Annotated in this window: 15 protein-coding genes; 7 read left to right on the top strand and 8 right to left on the bottom strand. The window is 68.3% G+C overall.

The window, feature by feature from the left end; genetic code table 11:
• The first annotated feature begins 20 nt into the window (after positions 1–20).
• The 4 genes from AC16DP_RS03560 (at position 21) to AC16DP_RS03545 (ending at position 8,401) form a co-directional block, all read left to right on the top strand.
• The gene (locus AC16DP_RS03560) at positions 21–4,865 is read left to right on the top strand and encodes a hypothetical protein (protein WP_329733420.1); all 4,845 of its coding nucleotides are present in this window, start codon (positions 21–23) and stop codon (positions 4,863–4,865) included.
• Between the two features lies 1 nt (position 4,866).
• Positions 4,867–7,353: a hypothetical protein gene (locus tag AC16DP_RS03555; protein ID WP_329733419.1), complete on the top strand. Its 2,487-nt coding sequence runs from the start codon at positions 4,867–4,869 to the stop codon at positions 7,351–7,353.
• A 107-nt stretch (positions 7,354–7,460) separates the two neighbouring features.
• Positions 7,461–8,054 carry a hypothetical protein gene (locus AC16DP_RS03550; RefSeq protein WP_329733418.1) on the top strand — a complete coding sequence of 198 codons (594 nt, stop codon included), beginning with the start codon at positions 7,461–7,463 and terminating at the stop codon, positions 8,052–8,054.
• Positions 8,055–8,128: 74 nt separating this feature from the next.
• Entirely contained in the window at positions 8,129–8,401 is a 273-nt protein-coding gene (locus AC16DP_RS03545) for a hypothetical protein (protein WP_329733417.1), read from the top strand.
• Between the two features lie 42 nt (positions 8,402–8,443).
• Here the strand turns inward: AC16DP_RS03545 and AC16DP_RS03540 are convergent, their stop codons facing one another.
• From AC16DP_RS03540 to glpK, 4 genes are all read right to left on the bottom strand, one after another.
• On the bottom strand, positions 8,444–9,316 hold the full coding sequence (locus AC16DP_RS03540; protein WP_329733416.1) for a DMT family transporter: 873 nt from the start codon (positions 9,314–9,316) through the stop codon (positions 8,444–8,446).
• Positions 9,317–9,429: 113 nt separating this feature from the next.
• Positions 9,430–10,665, bottom strand: a complete 1,236-nt coding sequence (locus tag AC16DP_RS03535; protein ID WP_329733415.1) for a hypothetical protein — start codon at positions 10,663–10,665, stop codon at positions 9,430–9,432.
• Positions 10,665–10,976, bottom strand: a complete 312-nt coding sequence (locus AC16DP_RS03530) for a 4a-hydroxytetrahydrobiopterin dehydratase (protein ID WP_329733414.1) — start codon at positions 10,974–10,976, stop codon at positions 10,665–10,667. The genes AC16DP_RS03535 and AC16DP_RS03530 overlap by 1 nt, the downstream gene beginning before the upstream one ends.
• 36 nt (positions 10,977–11,012) lie before the next feature.
• Positions 11,013–12,497 carry a glycerol kinase GlpK gene (glpK, locus tag AC16DP_RS03525; protein ID WP_329733413.1) on the bottom strand — a complete coding sequence of 495 codons (1,485 nt, stop codon included), beginning with the start codon at positions 12,495–12,497 and terminating at the stop codon, positions 11,013–11,015.
• Positions 12,498–12,595: 98 nt separating this feature from the next.
• Here glpK and AC16DP_RS03520 point away from each other — a divergent pair, with 98 nt between their 5' ends.
• On the top strand, positions 12,596–13,126 hold the full coding sequence (locus AC16DP_RS03520) for an FHA domain-containing protein (protein WP_329733412.1): 531 nt from the start codon (positions 12,596–12,598) through the stop codon (positions 13,124–13,126).
• A 154-nt stretch (positions 13,127–13,280) separates the two neighbouring features.
• Positions 13,281–17,099, top strand: a complete 3,819-nt coding sequence (locus AC16DP_RS03515; RefSeq protein ID WP_329733411.1) for a Kelch repeat-containing protein — start codon at positions 13,281–13,283, stop codon at positions 17,097–17,099.
• A 15-nt stretch (positions 17,100–17,114) separates the two neighbouring features.
• Here AC16DP_RS03515 and AC16DP_RS03510 read toward each other — a convergent pair whose 3' ends face one another.
• On the bottom strand, positions 17,115–18,896 hold the full coding sequence (locus AC16DP_RS03510) for a serine/threonine protein kinase (protein WP_329733453.1): 1,782 nt from the start codon (positions 18,894–18,896) through the stop codon (positions 17,115–17,117).
• Positions 18,897–19,141: 245 nt separating this feature from the next.
• Between AC16DP_RS03510 and AC16DP_RS03505 the strand changes: the two genes are divergently transcribed.
• On the top strand, positions 19,142–19,480 hold the full coding sequence (locus AC16DP_RS03505) for a hypothetical protein (RefSeq protein ID WP_329733410.1): 339 nt from the start codon (positions 19,142–19,144) through the stop codon (positions 19,478–19,480).
• Here the strand turns inward: AC16DP_RS03505 and AC16DP_RS03500 are convergent.
• From AC16DP_RS03500 to AC16DP_RS03490, 3 genes are read right to left on the bottom strand one after another with little or no spacing between them, the layout of a single operon-like run.
• Complete coding sequence (locus AC16DP_RS03500; RefSeq protein WP_329733409.1) at positions 19,477–19,893, bottom strand: hypothetical protein; 417 nt, start codon at positions 19,891–19,893, stop codon at positions 19,477–19,479. The genes AC16DP_RS03505 and AC16DP_RS03500 overlap by 4 nt on opposite strands.
• Positions 19,894–19,922: 29 nt before the next feature.
• Entirely contained in the window at positions 19,923–20,378 is a 456-nt protein-coding gene (locus tag AC16DP_RS03495) for a hypothetical protein (RefSeq protein WP_329733408.1), read from the bottom strand.
• Positions 20,379–20,422: 44 nt separating this feature from the next.
• Complete coding sequence (locus tag AC16DP_RS03490; protein ID WP_329733407.1) at positions 20,423–21,604, bottom strand: lipocalin-like domain-containing protein; 1,182 nt, start codon at positions 21,602–21,604, stop codon at positions 20,423–20,425.
• Positions 21,605–21,606 lie beyond the last annotated feature (2 nt).

Below are 21,606 nucleotides of genomic sequence, written 5' to 3'. Positions count from 1 at the left end.
TTCAATGACCTGGGGGGGTCATGAGCCAGAACAGCAGATATTGGCCAGACTGGAAGTACGAGCTGCCGGACAAGCTGCTTGCCTCGATGGATGAGTACCACATCCTCAAGGTTCCGCTCCTCGGACAGCACTATCCTTCAGGTCCGCCGGACTGGTGTGGGCGAACGGCGTGCTCCATGGCGTTCAACTACTACCAGCTCGTGCAGGGGGGTGATTTCGAGTCGAAATTCATCACGCACTGGAACGGCGGGCAGCAGGGGCACTTCGTGGACCTCCGCTTTCCGGGCGGTCAACGGGCCTTCCACAAGAAGCCAACGGAGGGGCCTTACGGTATCAACCTGGATGGGTATTGGGTTTCAGATCCCTCCTACAACAAGGGTGATGTCTCGGAAGTCACGGCTCCAGACGAGACCCGTTTCAGGAAGATGGAGTTCAGCGCATCTCACCTGCTGGGCTTCTCCTCCAGCGTGGTGCTGCGCCACGACCTGGCCAATCGGAAGCAGTTGGCCGCTCAGATCGCCAACACGCCTTCCCTCATCGAGTCGAGCCTCGCGACCATCCTCGAGGCCGTCTCCTCCAACAACCCGGTCATCTTCTACTCCGGGTTTTCCATGCGCCGCGACGCGCCGATCCACCTCATCCTCATCATCGGCTATGCCTACCTGAAGGATGAGACGGGCCGGCACCTCTGGCTCGCGGTGGCGGATCCCGCCACCCATGAGTCGAAGATCCAGTCGGGCATGTTCCTCGTCCCATCGCCCAAGAAGCCGCACGATCTGGATGCGCTCTCCCAGCTCAGTGGAAAGCACGACATGATTCGTGTGATCCCCGGGAATTGGAACGAGGCCAAGGCCTCGTTGGTGCTGCTCCGGGCCCGGAAGCTCTTCGAGGAGAACACCATCAGCAGCGTCCGTGATGACCTGTACATGGATTACAACGGGTCCAACAAAGGCGGGGCCTTCATCTATTCACACCGCCCGACGCCGGCTCCTCCTGAGTGCATCTTCACCAACGTCTCGCGTTCCGTCGCCTACCCCATGGACGGCCAGAAGGAGCGCTACCGCCCCGTCAACTGCTACGCCATGACGGAGGAGGCGGCGAAGGGTCTCTTTCCCCTGGGAAGTCAGCGCAATCTCCATTCGGGTGTCCACCTGGAGCTGGCTCTCCACAGGGAGGTGCGCTGTCTCGCGCCGGGTTACATTGTCGCCGTCCGGCTGGCGAACGCCCTTCCCGAGTCCAAACTGGCACTGGCCGCAGTGAATGCCGCCGCGAAAGCGAACGAGGTCGTCCAGGCGGCGAAGAAGGGGCTCGAAGCGAACGAGCTGTCCAGGGAGTTCGCGGGCAATCACAACTCCTTCATCCTGGTCCGCCACGACGTCGAGGAGTTCATCCCGAAGAAGCCGCAGGAGCAGACGCAGCAGGCTCAGAAGCAGGAACCCAAGCGCTTCACCTTCTACAGTCTCTACATGCACCTGGTTCCCCCGGACTGGACGAAGGCGGGGACGTACCAGGATGTGGCCTGGCTCAAGGTGCTCGCGCGCCGCGATGGCTCCCTGTCCGTACTCGATCCACGTCACGAGGCCTTCCAGCAGGTCCGGTGGCTCCAGGGCGCCCTGGAGGGTGCTGACCCCAAGGAGGAGATCATCCTGAAGAAGGGGGGCTCCTTCTCCGCGATGGGCTCGGAGCTCTCCACGCCCCAGACCTTCCAGCTCGGCGACGAGAACGGGGACGTCATCCGCGCTGTCTTCAAGCAGCCGGATCGCGACCTGTCCGAGCTTCACCAGTCGCTCATCGCGGGAGAGGTCGTCACCCTGTGCCATCCCTCCCTCAAGGTCCGGGCGGGTGAGCTGCTCGGCTATCTCGATGACAAGAGCGAGGCGGTGGGCCAGGGCTTCCTGCACTGGGAGGTCCTCGCGCCCAGTGAGCCGGGCCAGCTCGAGCAGTTCCTCCAGTTCGCGGAGGAGAAGCTCGGGCTGTCGAGCGGCGGCAAGCCCTTCTTCCAGTTCTTCGAGGAGAAGGAGCAGAACAACTACTTCGATCCTCCCGCCGCGCAGACCGGCTCCGAGCGCACGGGCGAGCTCGAGTCCCTGCTGAAGCTCGCGCCCGTGTTGGAGCAGCTGGGCGACGAGGAGAAGAAGCTGCTCGCCGGCTTTCAGGACACCTACAACCAGGGGCTGCTCCGGAGGCTCCTGGGGTCCTCCCGGGCGCTGCCGTTCTATGCGCCCCGGTCCGAGGACAAGCCCGCGGAGGAGAAGGTTCTCGGCTATCCCGTCGACGTCCTCCTGGAGAACTACAAGAACTGCCTGCCCGCGGGGTCCTACAAGCTCCGGTTCACCTTCGACCCTCCGTCCCTCGAGCCGGTGGAGGTGGACTACGACGGACGGAAGACCCGCCTCCGCATCACCGTGCCCGCCAGGGCGAGGAAGATCTTCGTGCAGCCCGTGACGCCGGGCAGCCTCTTCCTGCAGTCCGGAAGCGCTCCGGGCAAGGACGAGCGCCTGACGAAGGATGTCGAGCACTTCAAGGCCTTGACCTCCGTCCGCTGGCGCAACGTCGTCCTGCGGCACCTCAACGAGTGGAACCCCGACAACATCGTGAAGCAGGTGCTGGAGCACCTGAAGGTCCGCAAGCGGTTGGAGCTCGGCTCGGACGTGCTGCAAGCCACGGACGAGAAGGGCGCGAAGGAGATCATCCGGAAGTACGCGGAGGCTGTCGGCTGGTGGGCGAACAAGGAGAAGCCGGTGTTGGGCCCCCAGGGGAACGAGAAGCCCCTGTTCGCCGACAACCCGGATGGCGAGCAGCTCCCCAGGAACACCCTGCTCGACAACCCGCACCCGGTCACCTTCGCCTGGCTGCTGCTGCTCCTGATCCGGCACAACTTCATCCAGTTCGCGGATGTGCCGCTCTGGCATTCGGAGGAGCTGAAGAAGCTCGTCGCGGTGGGGTGGTTGCCGGCGCGTGAGCAGATGGAGACCCGGCGCGTGGGCGAGCTCCTCCACGCCGGCGCGGTGCAGCGGGGCTACGGCAAGGACACGGTGGAGCTGCACGTCTCGTCCTCGAGCGCCTCGGACTGGCGGCTGACCCTCGCCTCGGGGGCGTTCAACGAGGGCGTGTTCGCGCAGCCCGTGGAGGTGCCCGGCTGGGGCGAGTGGCGCCTGGATGAGCCTGGCGCGAAGGCGCTCGGCGAGTTGAAGATTCAGGGGCTCGAGCCCGTTCTTCTGAATGCCTCCAGGCCCTCACAGGACGGCTCGCAACCCCTGGTGCTCGACGCGGCGTTGGTCAGTGGCAAGGATGGAACCTTCTCCTGGCGGATCGCGTTCCGCGCCCACTGTCCGAGGCTCCTTCGTGGCTGGATCCTCCTGCGCACGTGGAAGGGCCGGGTGACGGGCGAGCTTCCGAAGGATGCCTCTGTCTTCGAGACCGCTGGGATGGCGATTCCCGTCGTCGCGCGAGAGGACACGGCCCTCAAGGAGGAGGCCGGCTTCGCGGTCGTCGATGGCTTCCTCAAGCAGGGCACCGTCAAGAACGTCAGCACCTATGTCACGCAGCACTTCACGTACAAGGAGTTCCTCGACGCGGCCAGGGGTCAGAAGCCCGCTGCGGGCTCCGAGCCCCTGATTGCCTGGGAGCTGGTCGAGGCGGTGGAGCGCATCCGGAGCGGGTATGCGGCACGCCAGGCGGTGAACCTGGTCGGGCTGTCCGAGGATGGGCTCTCCCTCCAGCTTCGGGCCGCCAACCCGGAGAAGCTGCGCGAGGCCGTGGACAGCGCGAAAGCGGACGGTTGGATCGAGGATTGGGAGGCAGCGGGAAAGGGCGAGCTCCGCATCCGGGTGAAGGCGCCGAAGGAGAGTCGCCACCCCGGCGAGCTCGTGGTCGAGTTCGACGCGAACGAGGTCTTCACCGAGCTGCGCAAGGAGTTCACCCATGAGGAGTTGATGGCCGTGCAGTTCGGCTGCTTCTTCCCGAATGGAGGAAGCGCGCAGGATGGACGGCTCCTCCCGTCGGACACGCTCGGCAAGAGGTGTGAGCGGGTGACGGTGGAGGCCCTGAAGGAGCTGGCCCGGGGTGGTTACCTGGAGCAGTGGTCCACCGGCGTTTCGGAGGTGTTGCACAGCCCCATGTTCGGAGAGCCGGTGGTCCAACTCACCAGCAAGGGCGCCCAGGTCTGCGTGCCGCTGCTCGGGGGGGACGTGAACTTCTGGAAGGCGGCCCAGCCGAGCATCAGCTTCGGGCATGAGGAGTTCGACAAGAAAGCGAAGTCGGACGTCCTGCCCAATCCCTTGCGTGTGGTGCGAGCGTTGAACTTCAGCGACAAGAACCTGAAGGGCAAGCAGCTCGCCATCTCGGCCTTCGTCAAGAAGAAGGACGTGCCCCTGAAGACCGAGCGCATCGATGTCCAGCCCTCGAAGGAAATCGGATACGACATGGAGCCGGGTGCTCAGCTCCAGGCGCAGCCGGCGTTGTACGATCCCTTCGTCCTGACGGTCTCGCTCTCGACGAACGCGGTCCCCGCGAGCAGGGGATTCAAGCTGGAGCTGACCACGTCCTCGGGGACGCCCCTGAAGCTCCCGGCGGACTGCATCGCCTACGAGCTGCGGCGCAAGGGGGGCGGCGGTGTGACGGACTCGAAGGGCGTCTTCCGCGCCAAGGTGGACGTGAGTGACGTCGCCGCGGCGCTCGAGGGCGACAAGACGTACAAGCTCCGTGTCGTGCCCGTGGAGAAGGCGGACGAGGCTCTGGCTTGCGAGGAGGAACTCACCATTCCCGAGCCTCTCGAGCAGAAGGAGCCGCAGGAGGTGCTGGGTGATTTCCCCGGCATGTGGCCGGACGGCCGGGGCGTGTTCATGACGAGCGGGAGGGCCTGACATGGCGACCGAAGCGCAAGTGGTTGCTCCTCTCGAAGTGCGGCTCGAGCCGGGAGCCGAGGGTGTCATCCGCCTGGTGGCCGTGGCCCCCATCACCCTCAATCTCTCCCTCTCCCCCGCGGACATCCGGCAGGAGGGGCGGCTCTACAAGGTCACCCTGCGGGGGACGCAGAAGAACCTGCCCGCCGACGCGACGTGCCGCGTGCTCGTCGAGGCCCAGTCGCTCGGAGAACTCCGGCAGTCGGAGATCGGCGCGGTTCCCATGAAGATCAACGGGGACTCCTGCACCGTCGACGTGGAGATCGACACCTTCGCGTCGGGCCTCTTCGGTGTGGCCGACGCCCAGCTCTCCGTCATCCCGGACTTTCCGTTCGCGCTTCCCCATGCGGTCTCGGGTCCGCTGAAGTTCAACAACCCGCTGGATGTCACGGGGGCCAGCCCCGGCAAGGTCCTCCTCGGCAGGCTGCTGAAGCTCAAGCCGGTGCTCAGCCGGAAGTTCGAGAAGGCCCGGCTCAAGCTCTCCGTCTTCCACGGGGGAGCGATCGAGTCCGGCAAGTTCTCCGACTCGCTGGCCTGGTCCATCTTCGAGTGGTCCATGGAGGAGGACGACACGAAGGAATGGAGGGTCGGTTGCGCGGAGTGCGGCGGCGAGTACCTGCTGACCTACCTCGAGAAGCAGCAGGACGAGTACAGCTTCGATCTCCTGCTCGAGGTCCTCCAGGAGACCGAGGGACAGGAGGTGAGCTATCTGGTCTGGAAGCGGCCCAAGGCCGTCTCCTTCCCGAAGCCGAAGCTGACGAACTTCGAGGTCAGCAATGGAAGCGTTCTCGCGAAGGTGGAGAACGTGGACCCGGGCTTCCGCCTCCCGCTCGAGTTGACGCTCTGGCAATACGGGCTGCATGAGCTCGATTCCGTGGTCCGCACCCTGCTGATGAATCCCGTTTCGCGGCCGGCGTTGGCGGAGGCTTCGTCCTCGGAGTACTTCTGGGAGCTGCTCATGCCCACCCTGGGGATGTCGCAGGTGCAGCTCTTCGCCTTGCTGCGGATTCCCAAGACGTTGTCGGGCACCGAGAGCTACGTGCCCGTCAGCGCGGTGATGGACTACGACGCGTCCAGGTTCCTCACCTTCGATGATGACCAGCTCTGGCTCGAGCCGCCTCCCAAGAAGGGCTCCAAGCAGCCCAAGCAGAAGAAGACGCCCAAGGACCTGGCCACCGCCATTGCTTCCCAGGAGCTGAAGGACACTCCATCGCGGGCCCCCCACTTCGGGTCGATCTCGACTGGCGTGCGTGACAACCAGCTGCTCGTGACCATCAAGCTCGTGGGAGATGGGGGGTACTGGAAGGCCGCCGAGCCCGTCTTCTCGCTGTATGACGAGGCCAGCCAGACCGAGCTCATGAAGCTCACCGTCAAGCCCGCGGAGCGGAACCCCCGCTACCTCGAGGCGCTCATCCCCCTGGAGGAGCCGAACCTCCTGGGCAAGAAGGTGCGCATCCGCGGCCAGGTCACCGAGCCGGGCGCCAACCTCTGGGAAGAGCTGGTCGCCGCCCCGCCGGCATTCTCCGTTGCCTACGAGGGCGTTCCCCGGTTGAGCGAGCTGACGGTGCGCCTCGTGGATCTCACCGATGCCACGTGCCACATGCAGGTGCGCTGTCAGGCGCGGCATGTCCCGAACGGGAAGAAGGGCAGCACGCTCGGGTTCCGCCTTTATGAGTACTTCTCGGGCTTGAAGGACCCGGTGCTGCTGTCGCGAGTCCCGTTCCGGTACGACGTTGCCCTGGGCGCTGGAGGCCAGTGTGACTCCCAGGGACGGCTGGTGGCGCGAATCACGGACCAGGAGGTGGTCCGGAAGCTGCGGGGCCAGGGCCGGTTCAAGCTCGAGGCCTGCGTGTTGGACAAGGAGGGCAAGGTCCTGTCCACCGAGGTCCCCTCCGTCTCCACGGACATCGGGCAGTCGCCCCGGAGGATCGAGGGCACGATGGTCTGGGGCTCCAAGGTCTCGGCGGAGTTCCGGAAGAAGGTGCTGGTCATCTGCGACCTCCTGAAGATCCAGCCGGATGACCTGATGGCCTGCATGGCTTTCGAGACGGGAGCAACGTTCTCGGCCAGCAAGCAGAACAACGCGGGCGGTCAGGCGTACGGCCTCATCCAGTTCACCCCGAGCGGCACGGAGGGGCTTGGCAAGACGGTGGATGAATTGAAGGTGATGACCGAGGTCGAGCAGCTCGATTACGTCTACAAATACATGGACCGCTGCATCAAGGCGAAGGGGCCGCTCACGACGCGGAGCGACGTCTACATGGCCATCATCTGTCCCGAGGCCGTGGGCAAGCCGGAGACCTATACGTGCTACTCGGCGGCGAGCAGTCCGCGAGCGTACGAGAAGAACAAGGGGCTGGATGTGGCGAAGAAGGGCTACATCACCAAGGCGGACGCGGCGGCGCCCGTGGACCAGGCCTTCCGGGATGGTCAGCTCTCCCGGCTGTGAGGCGGGTGATGGCCCGCGATGAGCGGGCCTTCCTGTTCATCTATTCTTACAGTTTTTTCTTGAATTGGCTACATTCATTCCCCCTTTCGGTTCAGTGGAGGTGTGGAATGAGTCAGCAGGGTGTGCGTCTGTCTTCGTGTCTCGTGTTCTTGTTCGTGGTGCTGGGCTTTTCGCTGCCGGCCCGTGCCACGCCCGTCACGTATTCGAGCCCGATGGTGAACGGGTACTACGTGGGCACCCTCTACCCCGCGACGGGCTCCAGCGCGGACGACACCGCCCGCCGCTTCTGCCAGGACAACGGCTACGTCTCCGCGCTGAAGTACGCCACCAGCATCCGCTCCACGGCCTATTCCTTCATCAACGGCACCGGCGGCGTGGGCCCCTGGAGCACGACGGGCAATGCCAACGTCACGATGCTCGATGCAATCACCTGTGACGATGTCCCCATCACCACCTATTCGAGCCCGATGGTGAACGGGTACTACGTAGGCACCCTCTACCCCGCGACGGGTTCCAGCGCGGCGGACACCGCCCGGCGCTTCTGCCAGGACAACGGCCACGCCTCGTCCCAGGGCTACACCACCAGCATCCGCTCCACGGCCTATTCCTTCATCAACGGCACTGGCGGCGTGGGCCCCTGGAGCGTGACGGGCAATTCGAACGTGACGATGCTCGACACCCTCATCTGTGCCTCTCCCTGACGCCGCGGTGTGAAAATGGGGGCGGGGCCGCATGAAAACGTCGGCCGGGCTGTTTCCACGGGGTGGAACCACGCATGCAGACGTTGCTACAGGACTCGCCCTCCTTCCGGCGCACGGTGGTGCTGATGGTGTTGATCTCCATCCTGCTCCTCGACTGGCAGCCGGACTCCCGCCTGCTCAGCGCGCCAGCACAGAGGCGTGAGCAGGACCGGCCTCTTCCCGAGGATGGGAGCGAGCTGGGCACCCCCGCGGCGAGGACTCCCCGCGCCGCGCACCTGGAGTCCCCGCCCCGGCCCCTGCCCGGCGTGCGGCAGGCGGCGCGGCGCCGTTCCGGGCGCCACGGCTGAGCCCCGGGGCTACGGGCGCTCGGCCTGCTCCCGGATGCGCGCTCACCGTGAGGGCGCAGGGGCCTTTCTCTGGCGTGCCAGCAGCGCGAGGAACACGCCACACAGCAGCGCCGAGCCCGCGCCCACCAGCCGCGCCGTCAGCGTCTCGCCGAGCAGCAGCACCCCGCCCACCGCCGCCACCACCGGCACCGCGAGCTGCACCACCGCCGCTCGCATCGCCGTCAGGTGCGGCAGCGCCGCGTACCACAGGCTGTAGCCCACCCCCGAGGCCAGTGCTCCCGATGCCACCGCGAGCCCCACGCCTTCCGCCGTCGCTCGGGGTGCTCCCAGGGCCAGGGGCGCCAGGAGGGACAGTCCGAGCGTCATGGGCACGCTCCGGAGGAAGTTGTCCGCCGTCGCCGCCAGTGGGTCCGCCGTGCCGCGTCCTCGCAGGGAGTAGATGCCCCATGCGACTCCCGCTCCGGCCATCAGTGTCGCTCCGAGCGGGTCCGGCGCCGTGGCTCCCGGCAGCCGCAGGACGATCAGCCCTCCGAGGGCTAGTGCCAATCCCAGCCACTCGAGGGGTCGTGGGCGCTCTCCTCGGAAGAGCCCCACGCTCAGCATTGTCGCCTGCACGCAGCCGAAGAGGATGAGGGCCCCCACTCCCGCGGGGATGCGTACGTATGCCAGGGAGAAGCCCGCCGCGTAGGCGAACAGTGCCAGGCCTGAACCCCAGGAGCCTTTTCGCTCCGCGCTTCGGGTTCCGCGCATCCGGAGCAGGAGCGCGAGGACGATGGCTCCCGCGGCCAGGCGGATGCTCGTGAAGCTTGCCGCGTCGATCCTCCATGCTCCGTTCTCGAGGGCCGCCCGGCACAACAGTGAATTGGCCGCGAAACCCATGAGCGCGAGGACCGTGAGCGCTCCCGTCTTCCACATGGCTCGATGACCCTCACCCTGACCCTCTCCCAGAGGGAGAGGGGATTCACGCGGTGATGAACCCGGGGGACGGGCACCCTCACCCCGTCCATCTCCCGAGGGGAGAGGGGAATTCATCGCCATAGACCCACCGAAATGCCGAAGTCCGAGTAGCGTCTCGAGACGTCGAACGATGCCGTCAGTGCCCAGTCGTCCAGGTACCGGAACAGGAACAGCTCGAAGCCTCCCGTCACGTGCGCTCTCGGCAGGTGGTCCGTGAACGGTGAGGGTTCGATGAAGGCTCCCAACCGGGTTCGGAGCCGCCCCGGCCAGGTCTCGTGTTCCACTCCCACCCTCGGTTGCAGCATCCCCGACACGCCCACCTTCTCCGGCGCCGTGAGCGCCGTGAACGAGCGCACCGGCACCGCGTTCTCCACTCGCGAGATGAAGTCCGCCTGCGCGCTGATGAGCCACCGGCCCGCGGGTCCCTCCGCGCTCTCTTCCGCCGGTACCTCCGAGAAGTGCTCTCCCTCCAGCATCTGCCGGCGCGCCGCGGGCGAGAGCTGGTTGTAGCGCTCCGAGCCTTCTCCCAGCCTCCAGCTCGCTCCCAGTGACATCACCGCCGGTGACACCACCGCCGAGTACAGCTGCCGGCCCGCCAGGAAGGGCACTTGTCCCTCCGCCCGCCGCCACGCGCCCACCACCTCCGGCCTCACCGACACCCCCACCCGGTACGAGCGTCCGTGCGGCCGGTACAGCATGTCCAGCGCCAACCCCGTGTCCCCGTAACGCCAGTCGCCCTCCGGTTTGTGGCTGAAGACCGCCTGCGCGCTGTAGATGCCGAAGCCCAGGATGAAGTCGTCCCGCCCCAGCGCCACCGCTCCCGCCAGGGACGACTGCACCAGCGACACGCGGATGCGGTCACTCGGGTCGCAGTGCACCGTGTTGCAGTAGGCCACCTGGTAGTTGCGCAGCGAGAAGCCCAGGCCGAAGTTGCGGTACTGCAACATCACCGCGCCCTGCAGCTGCAACGTCTCCGGCGCGTCGTCCGGCTGGCCGTCGTTGTCCAGGTCCTTGCCCTTCACCTTGGCCAGCGGCAGGTTCATCCAGGACAGCGTGACGCCCACGTCCCAGTCCCGGTCCAGCCTCGGCGAGCGGTGCGCCAGTGCCGCCTGGTTGTGCGTGAAGCCCGCCACGCCCTCGGCGATGCCCACGTAGGCCCCACCCAACCCCACCACCCGCGACGAGCCCATCAGCACGCCCGAGTTCAGGTACAGCCGCTCCGGCCGCGTGGCCTCGGGCACCTCGTCCTGTGCCCGCGCCACCGGCCCCGTCAGCAGCACCCCGACGACAATGAGTGCTGCCCGCATCAGCCCTGCTTCACGACCTGGTTGAAGAGCGTGTCCGCCTCGGCCGCCAGCTTCGTGTCACGCCACGTCAGCCCTCCCGCGTCGTGCGTCACCAGCGCCAGCGTCACCTTCCTCCAGCGGATGTCGATGTCCGGATGGTGGTCCGCCGCCTCGGCGGCCTTCGCCACCCGGCTCACGAACTCGATGCCCGCCAGGAAGCCCGGCGCCTCGTACGTGCGGCGGATCATCCCGCCCTCGTGCTTCCACTCGGAGTGCTCGGTGAGGAACTGCTTCAGCGCCTCGGGGGTCAACTGCGTGCGGTCATGGGCCATCGCTCGTCTCCTCTATCGCAACCCGGGGCCGCTGTCTCAGGCGCGCTCCACCGCGCGCCGCCACTTGGTCAGGTATCGCTCACGCACCTCGGGCTTCATCTTCGGCTTGAAGACCTTGCCCACCTTCCACGCGCGGCGGATGGCGTCCGTGCCGCTCCACACGCCCGCTCCCAGTCCCGCCAGGAAGGCCGCTCCCAGGCTCGTCGTCTCCAGGTTCTGCGGACGCACCACCTCCGTGCCCAGCATGTCCGCCTGGAACTGCATCATCAGGTTGTTGGCCGACGCGCCTCCGTCCACCTTGAAGGATGGAATCTCCCGCCCGCTGTCACGCCGCATGGCCTCGGCCAGGTCGTGGATCTGCATCGCCACGCCCTCGAGCGCCGCGCGCGCCAGGTGCGCCACCGTGGTGGAGCGGTCGATGCCCGCGAACAGGCCACGCGCCTCCGGACGCCAGTGCGGCGCTCCCAGGCCCGCAAGCGCCGGGACGAACACCACGTCCCCGCTCTCCTTCACGCTCGCCGCGAGCGGCTCCACGTCCGCCGCCTTCTTGATGACCTTCAGCCCGTCCCGCAGCCACTGCACCGCGGCCCCGGCGATGAACGAGCTGCCCTCCAACGCGTACGCCGTCTGGCCGTTGATTCTCCACGCCACCGTGGTGAGCAGCCCCGCCTTCGAGTACACCGGCGTCTCGCCCGTGTTCATCAGCAGGAAGGCCCCGGTGCCGTAGGTGCACTTGGACTCGCCCGGGCTGAAGCACGCCTGCCCGAAGAGCGCCGCCTGCTGGTCTCCCGCCATGCCGCTGATGGGAATGCCGTCCGGCAGGCTCTTCATGCCCCGCGTGGTGCCGTAGCTCTCCGCCGAGCCGCGAATCTCCGGCAGGCACGCCGCCGGCACGCCGAAGAGCGTGCGCATGCCCTCGTCCCACGCGAGCCGGTTCACGTCCATCAGCAGCGTGCGGCTGGCGTTGGACACGTCCGTGACGTGCGCCTGGCCCCCCGTCATTTTGTAGACGAGCCACGTGTCCACGGTGCCGAAGCACGCATCTCCCTTCTCGGCGCGCTTCTGGGCCCCCTTCACGTGCTCCAGCATCCACGTCAGCTTGGTGCCCGAGAAGTACGGGTCCAACACCAGGCCCGTCATCTGCCGCACCCGGGCCTCCTCGCCCTGCTCGCGCAGCTTCGCGCAGTGCGCCGAGGTGCGCCGGTCCTGCCACACGATCGCATGGCTCAGCGGCTTGCCGCCCTCGCGCAGCCACAGGCCGGACGTCTCCCGCTGGTTGGTGATGCCCACCGCGGAGATGTCCTTGCCGGCCAGCCCCGCGGCCTTCAGCGCCAGACGCACACATTGCTCGACGCTGGTCCAGATTTCCTCCAGGTCGTGCTCCACCCAACCCGGCTTGGGGAAGTACTGGGTGAACTCGCGGTACGACTTGCCCACCACCCGCAGCTTGTCATCGAGGATGGAGACGTGGGTCCCGGTGGTGCCCTGGTCCACTGCCAGCACGTACTTCGCCTTCGCCATGGATGAAGCCTCCTGAGGCTGCCTGGGTGGTGTGCGGGCGCACCATACCCGAGCCTGGGCCCTTGGCACGCGCGGCTTGGGCGCCTAGCCTGCGCGCCATGCCTTCGGTGAAGGAATTACGGGCGCTGCCCCAGGTGGATGTGAGGACCTTCCAGTCCGAGCACGGTCCCGTGGCGCTCATCCAGCAGCCTCCCGCCCCCGTCTTCCAGCGGGTGGCCCAGCAGATGGGCGGGGCGCGCACGGTGTTCATGGCCCACCGCTCGCGTCTGGCGGACCGGCTGATGGCGATGCTGCAGGGCTTCGAGCACCTGCAGGTCCTCTTCCTCAAGCCGAAGACGGATGGCGAGGTGTTCGCCGTGGGCCGGCTGGAGACGAGCTCCCTGGTCATCCACGACCCGTCCGTCTCCAAGTTCCACGCGCTCCTGCGCTGGAGCGCGGCGGACGGCAACTGTTACGTGCGCGACGCGGACTCGATGAACGGCACCTTCGTCAACGCCGTGGCCCTGGGAGACCAGGAGCAGCAGTTGGTGGACGGAGACGGCCTGTCCTTCGGCGACGCGCAGTTCCTCTACGTGCGCACCGACACGCTCCACGCGCACCTGGCCATGGCCGCCCCCGTTCACCGCTGAGCCCCACGCCCGCTCCTCCGGGTCGAAGGCCAGTTATTGGAGCGGCAACGGCGGGTGTGCTGTAACTCCATGTCCTATGCGGCTTCTCTTGCTCGTGTTGTGTCTGGTCAGCTCCGCTGCTGCAGCAGCTCCGGGGTGGACCGCTGCCAGGCCGATGAATTCGCAGCGCCATGTCCATGCCGCCAGCCTGCTGCCCGATGGCAGGATCCTCGTCACCGGCGGTCAAGATGGCACCGGCACCCTCGCCAGTGCGGAGGTGTACAGCCCTCTTGCCGGTACCTGGACGGCCACCGCGGCCATGACTTCGGCGCGCTACTACCATGGCGCCAACCTGCTGGCGGACGGCAAGGTGCTCGTCACCGGTGGCTACAGCGGCTCCGTCGCCCTCGCCACCGCCGAGTTGTACGACCCCGCCACCGGAACCTGGACATCCGCCGGCACCATGGCCTCGGCGCGCTATCTCCATGCCGCCACCCTGCTGCCCGACGGCAAGGTGCTCGTCACCGGTGGCTACAGAGCCTCCGCCGTCCTCGCCACCGCCGAGTTGTACGACCCCGCCACCGGAACCTGGACGTCCGCCGGCACCATGGCTTCGGTGCGCTACCACCATGCCGCCACCCTGCTGCCCGACGGCAAGGTGCTCGTCACCGGTGGCTACAACGGCGCCGTCTCCCTCGCCACCGCCGAGTTGTACGACCCCGCCACCGGAACCTGGACATCCGCCGGCTCCATGGGCTCTCCACGTTACTCCCACTCCGCCACCCTGCTGCCCGACGGCAAGGTGCTCGTCGCCGGTGGCTACAATGGTGCCGTCCTCACCACCGCCGAGCTGTACGACCCTTCCACCGGCGCCTGGACCTCCGCTGGTTCCATGGCCTCGGGGCACTACCAGCATGCCGCCGTCCGGCTGCCCCAGGGCAAGGTGCTCGTCATCGGTGGATACGCCACCACCCCTGTCGCCGCCGCCGAGCTATATGACCCCGTCACCGGCACCTGGTCGTCCGCTGGCCCCATGTCCTCGGCACGTGTCTATCTCTCCGCCATCCTGCTCCCCGACGGCAGGGCTCTCGCCATCGGTGGCTACAACGGCTCCGTCGCCCTCGCCACCACCGAGCTCTACGACCCGGCGGCCGGCACCTGGACGGCCACCGGTGCCACGGCCTCCGCCCACGGCGACTCCACGGCCACCCTGCTGCCCAACGGCAAGGTGCTCATCGCCGGCGGCACCCATGCGGTGGGGATGACCGCCAGTACGGAGCTGTATGAGCCCTCCACTGGCACCTGGACGGCCACCAGCGCGATGATTTCGGCACGTGGCCACCACTCCGCCACGCTGCTGCGTACCGGCCAGCTCCTCGTCGCGGGCGGCGCCGCGGGCTCCAGCGTCCTCTCCACCACCGAGCTGTACGACCCCGCCGCCGGCGCCTGGGCTTCCCTCTCGCCCATGGTCTCGCCGCGCACCGCGCACCGCGCCAGCCTGCTGCCCGATGGAACGGTGCTCGTCACCGGCGGCGCCAATGGCCTCCGGGTCCTCGCCACCGCCGAGCTGTACGACCCGGCCTCCGCCGCCTGGAAGGCCACGAGCCCCATGGCCGCGCCTCGCTCCCAGCACACCTCCACCCCTCTGCCCACGGGCAAGGTGCTCATCTCTGGCGGTGCCACCGGCGGCGCGACCCTGGCCGCCGCCGAGCTGTACGACCCCGCTACCGGCGCTTGGACGGCTACCGGCTCCATGAGCTCGGCGCGCCACCAGCACACCGCCACCTCGCTGCCCGATGGCAGGGTGCTCGTCACCGGCGGCTCCAATGGCTCCACCCCCCTCGCCACCGCCGAGCTGTATGACCCCACCGCCGGCACCTGGAAGGCCACCGGCTCCATGAGCTCGGGGCGCCACCAGCACACCGCCACCCTGCTGCCCGATGGCAAGGTGCTCGTCACCGGTGGTTCCAATGGCTCCATCCTCCTCGCCACCGCCGAGCTGTACGACCCCGCCACCGGTACCTGGAAGGTGCTCGCCTCCATGAACTGGGCGCGCCAGGCGCATGCCGCCGTCCTCCTGCCCTCCAGCCGTGTGCTCGTCACGGGTGGCGCTTCCGCCACCGCCGAGCTGTACGACGACCTGGGCACCAACGAGGCGTGGCGCCCCAAGCCGAACGCTCCGGGCCCGCTGGTTCCAGGAGTGGCCTTCACCCTCACCGGGACCGGGTTTCGCGGCCCGTCGGGAGGTTGTGGCGACAGCTATCGCTGTGGTGCCTCCGACGTCCCCCGCCTCCTCCTCCTGTCCCCCGAGGGAGGAGGGTACGTGCCGCTCAGCTGGCAGCGCTTCTCGGACACCGAGGTGCGCGTGACCCTCCCGCCGGTGGGGTATGGCCACTATCTCCTCTTCGTCTCGACCCATGCCATCGCCTCGGGCCAGCCAGTGCGGGTCGTGGACTCCACCGCGCCGGATACCTCCCTCTCCACCGTCCCGCCCCTCCAGGCGCGGGAGCCGAGGGCCGACTTCTCCCTGTCCTCGCCCGACACGGACACCGTGAGCTACGAGTGCGGCCTGGACGAGGCCCCTTTCGTGCCCTGCTCCAGCACCCCCTCGTTCGAGCGCCTCCCGGACGGCACGCACACCCTGGCCGTCCGCGCCATCGATGCCAGCGGCAACGCCGATACCTCTCCCGCCATCCACTCGTGGACGGTCGACACGATGGCTCCCGCGGCCCCGCTGCTGCGGACCCCCACCCTGGATGCGACGGTGCGGACCCTGATGCCCACCTTCTCGGGCACGGCGGAGGCGGGGAGCACCGTGACGGTATTCGTCGATGGACGGCAGGAGGGCATGGCCACGGCCACCGAGGGCGCTTGGAGCTTCACCCTCCCGCGGGAGCTCGCGATGGGGGCGCATGCGGTGGAGGCCACCGCCACCGACGCCGCCGGCAACACCGGCCCGGCCTCGGAGTCCGCCCGCTTCATCATCCGCGGCTCCTACGGCTGGGGCTGCGCCACGCTGCCCGCCTCCGGCGTCGTCCCCTGGGCACTGGCCTCGCTGGCCCTCGCGCTCCACCGGCGGCGCCGCTCGGGGCCACCCTCTCCCCTGCGCCAGGGCTCGCGGGCCCTCCTGCCCCTGCTCGTGCTGGCCACCGTGCTCGGCTCCGCTGGCCGCGAGGCGCTCGCCAGCCCTCTCGAGCAGACGTCCTACCCCTCGACGAAGAACCCTCACATCCGCAAGGCCGCCCGCCTCTACGACGAGCTCGAGTACGAGGCCTCCCTCAAGTCCCTGCGCGAGGCGGAGACCTTCGCCGGCAACGGCCCCGAGGAGACGCTCTGGATGGTCCTCATGAAGGGCATCCTCCACCACAGCCTGCGCAACGACCAGGAGGCGGACGAGGCCTTCGCGCTCGCCCTCACGCAGCGCCCGTCCGCGCAGCTTCCCGTTCCCCTGCCCTCCCAGACGCTCCAGGAGCGCTTCGAGCGGGTGCGCCGGAAGCTGCGCGCGGCCCAGGCCGTGTCCGAGCCGTCTTCCACACAGCCCGCAGCCCAGGAGCCGCCCGCGCGCCCCTGGAGCCTGATGGTGGGGCTGCGCGGCGAAGCGGAGGTGGTACGCTTCGCCGTGGTCCCCTCCCTGATGGCGGAGCTGGCCCAGGCCCCGATGGAGGGGGCCGGCTCCGGCTTCGGCGGCGCGCTCACCGTCGTGCTCCAATCATCCCCCGTGCTGCGCGCCGAGGGACGCCTCTACCCGTACGACATCCAGGGCGCGAGCCTCGGATGGATCCGCCCCCATGTCCTGCTCGGGGTGACTGCCCTCGTGCCGGAGGGCTCCGTGGGAGGCCGGGCCGGCGTGGGGGTGGGCCTGCAGACTGGGGCCTTCCGCCTCTTCGCCGATGTGGCCTACGAGCGCTTCCTCAACGCCACCGCGGGACGCCAGTCCGATGCCCTCCTGTTCTCGCTCGGAGCCGGCTGGAGCCCCCTCACTCCATTGCGGTGAGCCCCGCTCCAGGGCCTACTGGAGCGTCTGCACGAAGAACTTGCACAACTTGTCCCCGGGCCGCACCTCGCACTCGGAGGTATGGGATTTCCCCGTGGGGGTGTGGAGCAACTCCAGCCGGTGCTTGCCCTCGTAGGTGGACACGCTCGTCTTGCCCCCGAGCTTCTTGCCATCCATCGAGATGACCTTCATGTCATCCGGGCGGCCGCGGATCGTCACCTGCACCTTCTGGACGGCGAACGACACCTGGCGGCTCTCTCCGGTCTTCAGCTCGATGACCTGCGACTTGTCGAACCTGCCGTCCCTGGTGGCGCCGGTCACCTCGACTCGCAGCCAGCCCGGCGCCACGGTGTGGACGAGTGGCGTCCTGCCCACGAGTTTGCCGTTGATGCGGACGTAGGCGCGAAGGTTGGAGTGTACCCGGAGCGTGGAGCCATCCGAAGCCTCGGCCGGAACGGCCTCCCGCTCGGTCTCATCGGGAGTGACCGGAGTCGCCGGCTCCGGGAGCTCGGCGACCTCCCGTGGGCCGGCATCCGGCGGCTCTGCTGGAGGAGGCGCGGGTGCCCTGGCGGTGGGCACGGGGGCGAGGACCGGGGCGCGGGGCGGAGGCGGAGGCGGCTCCGCCGGGCGATTCATCTCCCCCAGCGCGTACCTGCCTCCCACCAGCAGCAACAGGCCCGCGGCCAACAGGAGCAGGGCCGGGGCCAGCCTCCTTCCACGCCGTGACGGCTCGGGGGCGGGCTCCACGGGGGAGGCAACGACCGTCTCCGCCTGGGGGGATGGGGGCGCCAGGGGAATCCGTGGCCTCGACGGCGGGGAGCGCGGCTCTGGGACCAGGCGCTGGGGGGCGGGGTTGGAGCGCGGGACCTCCATCCCGTCGCCCGGGAGCACGGGGATGAGCTGCCTCACCAGCTCCGCGAGCTGCGGGGCTCCGACTGGCTCACCGCACCGGAAGAGGAAGCGCTCGAGGTCCTCCTGCATCTCCCAGCAGCCGCGATAGCGGGCCTCACGATCCTTGGCCAGGGCCTTGTCGAGGATGGCCACCAGCTCCGCGGGCACGTCGGTGCGCAGCGTCCTCACGTCGATGGGGGACTCATGGATGATGGCCTGCACCATCTGCACGTCGCTCTGGGCGTCGAAGGGCTTGCGGCCCGTTATCAGCTCATAGAGCACCACCCCGAGCGCGTAGATGTCGGTCCGCGCATCCAGGGGCGGCTTGCCCATCAGGTGCTCGGGGGACATATAGGCCACCTTGCCCTTGAGGGTACCGGTGCGGGTGTGAGGGCTGGCATTGGCGGCCTTGGCGATGCCGAAGTCCACCACCTTCACCCCACCGGTGCGCGACACGAGGATGTTGTCCGTGCTGATGTCGCGGTGGATGAGCCCCAGCGGCTCGCCGGTCTGGGCATCCGTCAGCTCATGGGCGAAGGCCAGCCCCTCGCACGCCAGGGCGACGAGGCGGGCGCTCAGTGGATGGGGGATGGACGAGCCCTCCTGGAAGGCGCGCCGGGCCAGGGTCCGCAGGTTCGGTCCGTCCACATACTCCATGGCGAGGAAGTACGCGCCGTCCTGCTCGCCGAAGTCGAAAATCTGCACGATGTTGGCGTGGTTGAGCTGAGCCGCCAGCTTCGCCTCCGCCAGGAACATCTCGATGAAGTCGGGATCCTCGGCGAGGTGCGGGAGGATGCGCTTGACCACCAGGACCTTCTCGAACCCCATGGGGCCAGCGGCCTTGGCGAGGAAGACTTCGGCCATCCCCCCGGTGGCGAGCTTCCGGATCAGCTGGTATTTCCCCATCTGCTCCACGAGCCTTCCTCCCCTTGTCTCGGATTGGCGGTGGTGCCCCCGCCCACCCTATTGCGTCGTAGCAAACGATGGCGCGGGCAAGCAATCGGTACCTTTTCGCACGGGAGAACAGGAGCCGCGTTGAGTCCCACCCGGCCCTCTTCCTTCGGGAGAGGGCCAGGGTGAGGGTCTTCGTCAGGCGGGAAGCTGCCGGCGGGCCATGAAGCGGCGCGCGGCGAGCAACGGTGCAGCGGCCGTTGCGAGAGGGTGAGGTGCTGGCGGTGGGCGACGTGCACCTCACCGTCTGGGCCAGTCCGGGGCACACCGCGGACGCGCTGGTGCTGGTGATGGAGGACCGGGTGCTCACCGGGGACACGCTCGTCTTCCCCGCGCACGACGATGGGGGCCGCACGTTCAGCACCATCGGCCACGAGCGCCTCACCAACCCGCGCCTGCGGCTGGACCACGAGGCCTTCATCCGGTTGATGACGTCTCCGCGCGCCGAGAAGCCCGCGCGCCTGGAGGAGGCCCTGGCCTACAACACGCGCCCGCGGGAGGCGCGTGACGAGCCGGCCGGGCAGATGGCGGTGTTCTAGGCCACGCGCGTGCTGCGCTGGGCGCGCTCGCGGGCGATGAGCTCGCGGGCCTCCGGCTCCGTGGCGACGAAGTGCATGTCGAAGGTGAGCTTGCCCGTCATGGCGTGCACGAAGGCCAGGCTCTTGGCCACCGCCTTCTGCACGAAGCCCGCGCCGATGTAGACGGAGCCGAGGAACCAGCCCGGGTTGATGCTCTTGGAGACGTGCTCGCGGGCCTCCGTCTCGACGGAGGTGGCCTCCGTGAGGTCCGTCACCACGAAGTACGGATGCTTGTTGCCCAGCTCTCCGTAGAGCTCCGACAACGCGATGGCATCCTTCAGCGTGGTCTCTCCCTGAATCTTCACCCACAGGATGTCCGGCTGCTCGAAATGGGCGGTGTGCGTCCCGAACTTCCATTCGCGCTGGATGGTCATGTCTCCCCCAATGGCGGTTGCGCGGCATCCTACCCGTCAGGGTGGAGAGGACGAGCGGCGCCACGCGCGGAAGCGTTGCTTCTGTCCATCAGGGAGCGTTCCTCGGCGATGAGCGCGCGTGCATCGTTCTCTGTCGGAACGAAGTGCTGCGGCCGCGTCTGATGGCCTGTCAGGGAATGGAAGAAGCTCATGCTGGTGGCCACCGCCCGCTGCATCAGTCCCGCGCCGACGTAGATGGCGGCGTGGAACCAGTCCGCGCGGAAGTTCCAGGAGACGTGGTCCCTCGCCTCGAGCGCCACGGAGGTGGCCTCCGAGAGGTCCGTCACCAGGAAGAAGCGCTGCTGGCTGCCCACCTCGCGGTAGAGCTCGAGGATGGAGATGGCGTCCTGGAGCGAGGTGTCTCCGCGAATCTTCATCCACAGCACGTCGGGCGGCTCGAACCAGGCCCGGTGTGTCCCGAAGCTCCACTCGCGCGGCTGCTGCATGGTGCGACCCCCGTCGGACGCGAGGCTACGCCGCCGGCCCTTCTTCAGCGCCCTGGTGGAGGCGTGTCGCCGTAGCCCGTCAGCTCGACGTAACCACGGCCCTGGACCGGCTGTCCCGCGTGCGAGCCCGACATGCGCACCGCGCCTTCCCAGTAGCGCACACTCACCGGCAATTCCTGGTCCGCGAGCGCGGGCGTGATGTCCAGTGTCAGACCTCTCGAGGGCACCGCGAGCTTCCAGCGGGCCGGGTACACCACGCCGCTGTGGGGGCTCGTCCAGGTCTCCGCCACCTCCAGCCGCAGGTCCTCGCGCGACAGGTGCACCGGCTCCCCCTGGGCGGGGACGAGCGTGCCCGCGCTGTACGTGTCCGCCGTGCCGTCGTGGCGGCGCAGCTGGTAGTACATGAGCTCGCCGCCGTCCGAGAGCTGGAGCGCGAACCAGTCCCAGCCCACCTGGCCCTCGCTGAGCGCGCTGGTGCTCCACTCGCGGTCCATCCAGCTCTGGCCCGTCACCTCGTGGGCGCGGCCGTCCACCGTCACCTGCCCGCGCGTGGGCATGCGGGTGAGCGAGTAGTAATAGGAGGCGTTGCCCTTTTGAGGCCCCTTCTGGCTGAGGCCCCGGTCGCCCTGGAGCACCGGGGGCTTGCCGGCCTCCAGCTCCAGTGACAGCGACACGTTCCCGCTCCGGGCGGTGAGCCGCAGGGGCAGGGCGCCGTCGCCGAGGGCCTCCGCGCTCCAGTCCTCCAGCCAGACGCGGAAGGGTGCGGTTCGCGCGCCCGCCAGCTCCATCGCCTCGCGGCTGAAACGCTCGGTGGCGTGGAAGCGCCCACCCCTGATGTCCGAGAGCGCCAGGTGCCCCATGTAGATGCGCCGGGTGCCCCACGCGGACGCGCGCTCCGTCTCCCCGGGGGCCAGCGCGCTGCGGAAGAGGGTGAACTGGTAGCCGAACTCGTGCCCGTCCGCCGTGGAGAGGTTGCCCGTCCAGTACCACCACTCGGTGTGGAAGCCGGGGTGGGGGCCGTGGTCCTCGGGGAAGTGGAACTCCCGGGGCTCGAGCGCCCGCGTGTAGCCCTCCGCGGCGCTGGCCCCGCCGCCGAGCGCTTCCGACACCTTCATCGCCGGGGCATTCACCAAGGGAGGCGACGTGTCGCGCGTGACATAGGCCGCGCCGGCCGCGAGCCCCACGAGCACCCCCGTCACGCCGATGAGCAGTCCGCGTCCGCGCATGG

Source organism: Archangium sp., assembly GCF_057119385.1.
The sequence above is the reverse complement of the archived record's forward strand: the minus strand, read 5'-3'. Positions and strand labels throughout refer to the sequence as shown.

What these genes read in the sequence shown, in the direction of transcription:
- AC16DP_RS03555 (WP_329733419.1), top strand. Translation starts at nt 4,867, where the DNA reads ATGGCGACCGAAGCGCAAGTGGTTGCTCCTCTCGAAGTGCGGCTCGAG.
- AC16DP_RS03530 (WP_329733414.1), bottom strand. Translation starts at nt 10,976, where the DNA reads ATGGCCCATGACCGCACGCAGTTGACCCCCGAGGCGCTGAAGCAGTTC.
- AC16DP_RS03515 (WP_329733411.1), top strand. Translation starts at nt 13,281, where the DNA reads ATGAATTCGCAGCGCCATGTCCATGCCGCCAGCCTGCTGCCCGATGGC.
- AC16DP_RS03495 (WP_329733408.1), bottom strand. Translation starts at nt 20,378, where the DNA reads ATGCAGCAGCCGCGCGAGTGGAGCTTCGGGACACACCGGGCCTGGTTC.
- AC16DP_RS03560 (WP_329733420.1), top strand. Translation starts at nt 21, where the DNA reads ATGAGCCAGAACAGCAGATATTGGCCAGACTGGAAGTACGAGCTGCCG.
- AC16DP_RS03545 (WP_329733417.1), top strand. Translation starts at nt 8,129, where the DNA reads ATGCAGACGTTGCTACAGGACTCGCCCTCCTTCCGGCGCACGGTGGTG.
- AC16DP_RS03490 (WP_329733407.1), bottom strand. Translation starts at nt 21,604, where the DNA reads ATGCGCGGACGCGGACTGCTCATCGGCGTGACGGGGGTGCTCGTGGGG.
- glpK (WP_329733413.1), bottom strand. Translation starts at nt 12,497, where the DNA reads ATGGCGAAGGCGAAGTACGTGCTGGCAGTGGACCAGGGCACCACCGGG.
- AC16DP_RS03550 (WP_329733418.1), top strand. Translation starts at nt 7,461, where the DNA reads ATGAGTCAGCAGGGTGTGCGTCTGTCTTCGTGTCTCGTGTTCTTGTTC.
- AC16DP_RS03520 (WP_329733412.1), top strand. Translation starts at nt 12,596, where the DNA reads ATGCCTTCGGTGAAGGAATTACGGGCGCTGCCCCAGGTGGATGTGAGG.
- AC16DP_RS03510 (WP_329733453.1), bottom strand. Translation starts at nt 18,896, where the DNA reads ATGGGGAAATACCAGCTGATCCGGAAGCTCGCCACCGGGGGGATGGCC.
- AC16DP_RS03540 (WP_329733416.1), bottom strand. Translation starts at nt 9,316, where the DNA reads ATGTGGAAGACGGGAGCGCTCACGGTCCTCGCGCTCATGGGTTTCGCG.
- AC16DP_RS03500 (WP_329733409.1), bottom strand. Translation starts at nt 19,893, where the DNA reads ATGACCATCCAGCGCGAATGGAAGTTCGGGACGCACACCGCCCATTTC.
- AC16DP_RS03535 (WP_329733415.1), bottom strand. Translation starts at nt 10,665, where the DNA reads ATGCGGGCAGCACTCATTGTCGTCGGGGTGCTGCTGACGGGGCCGGTG.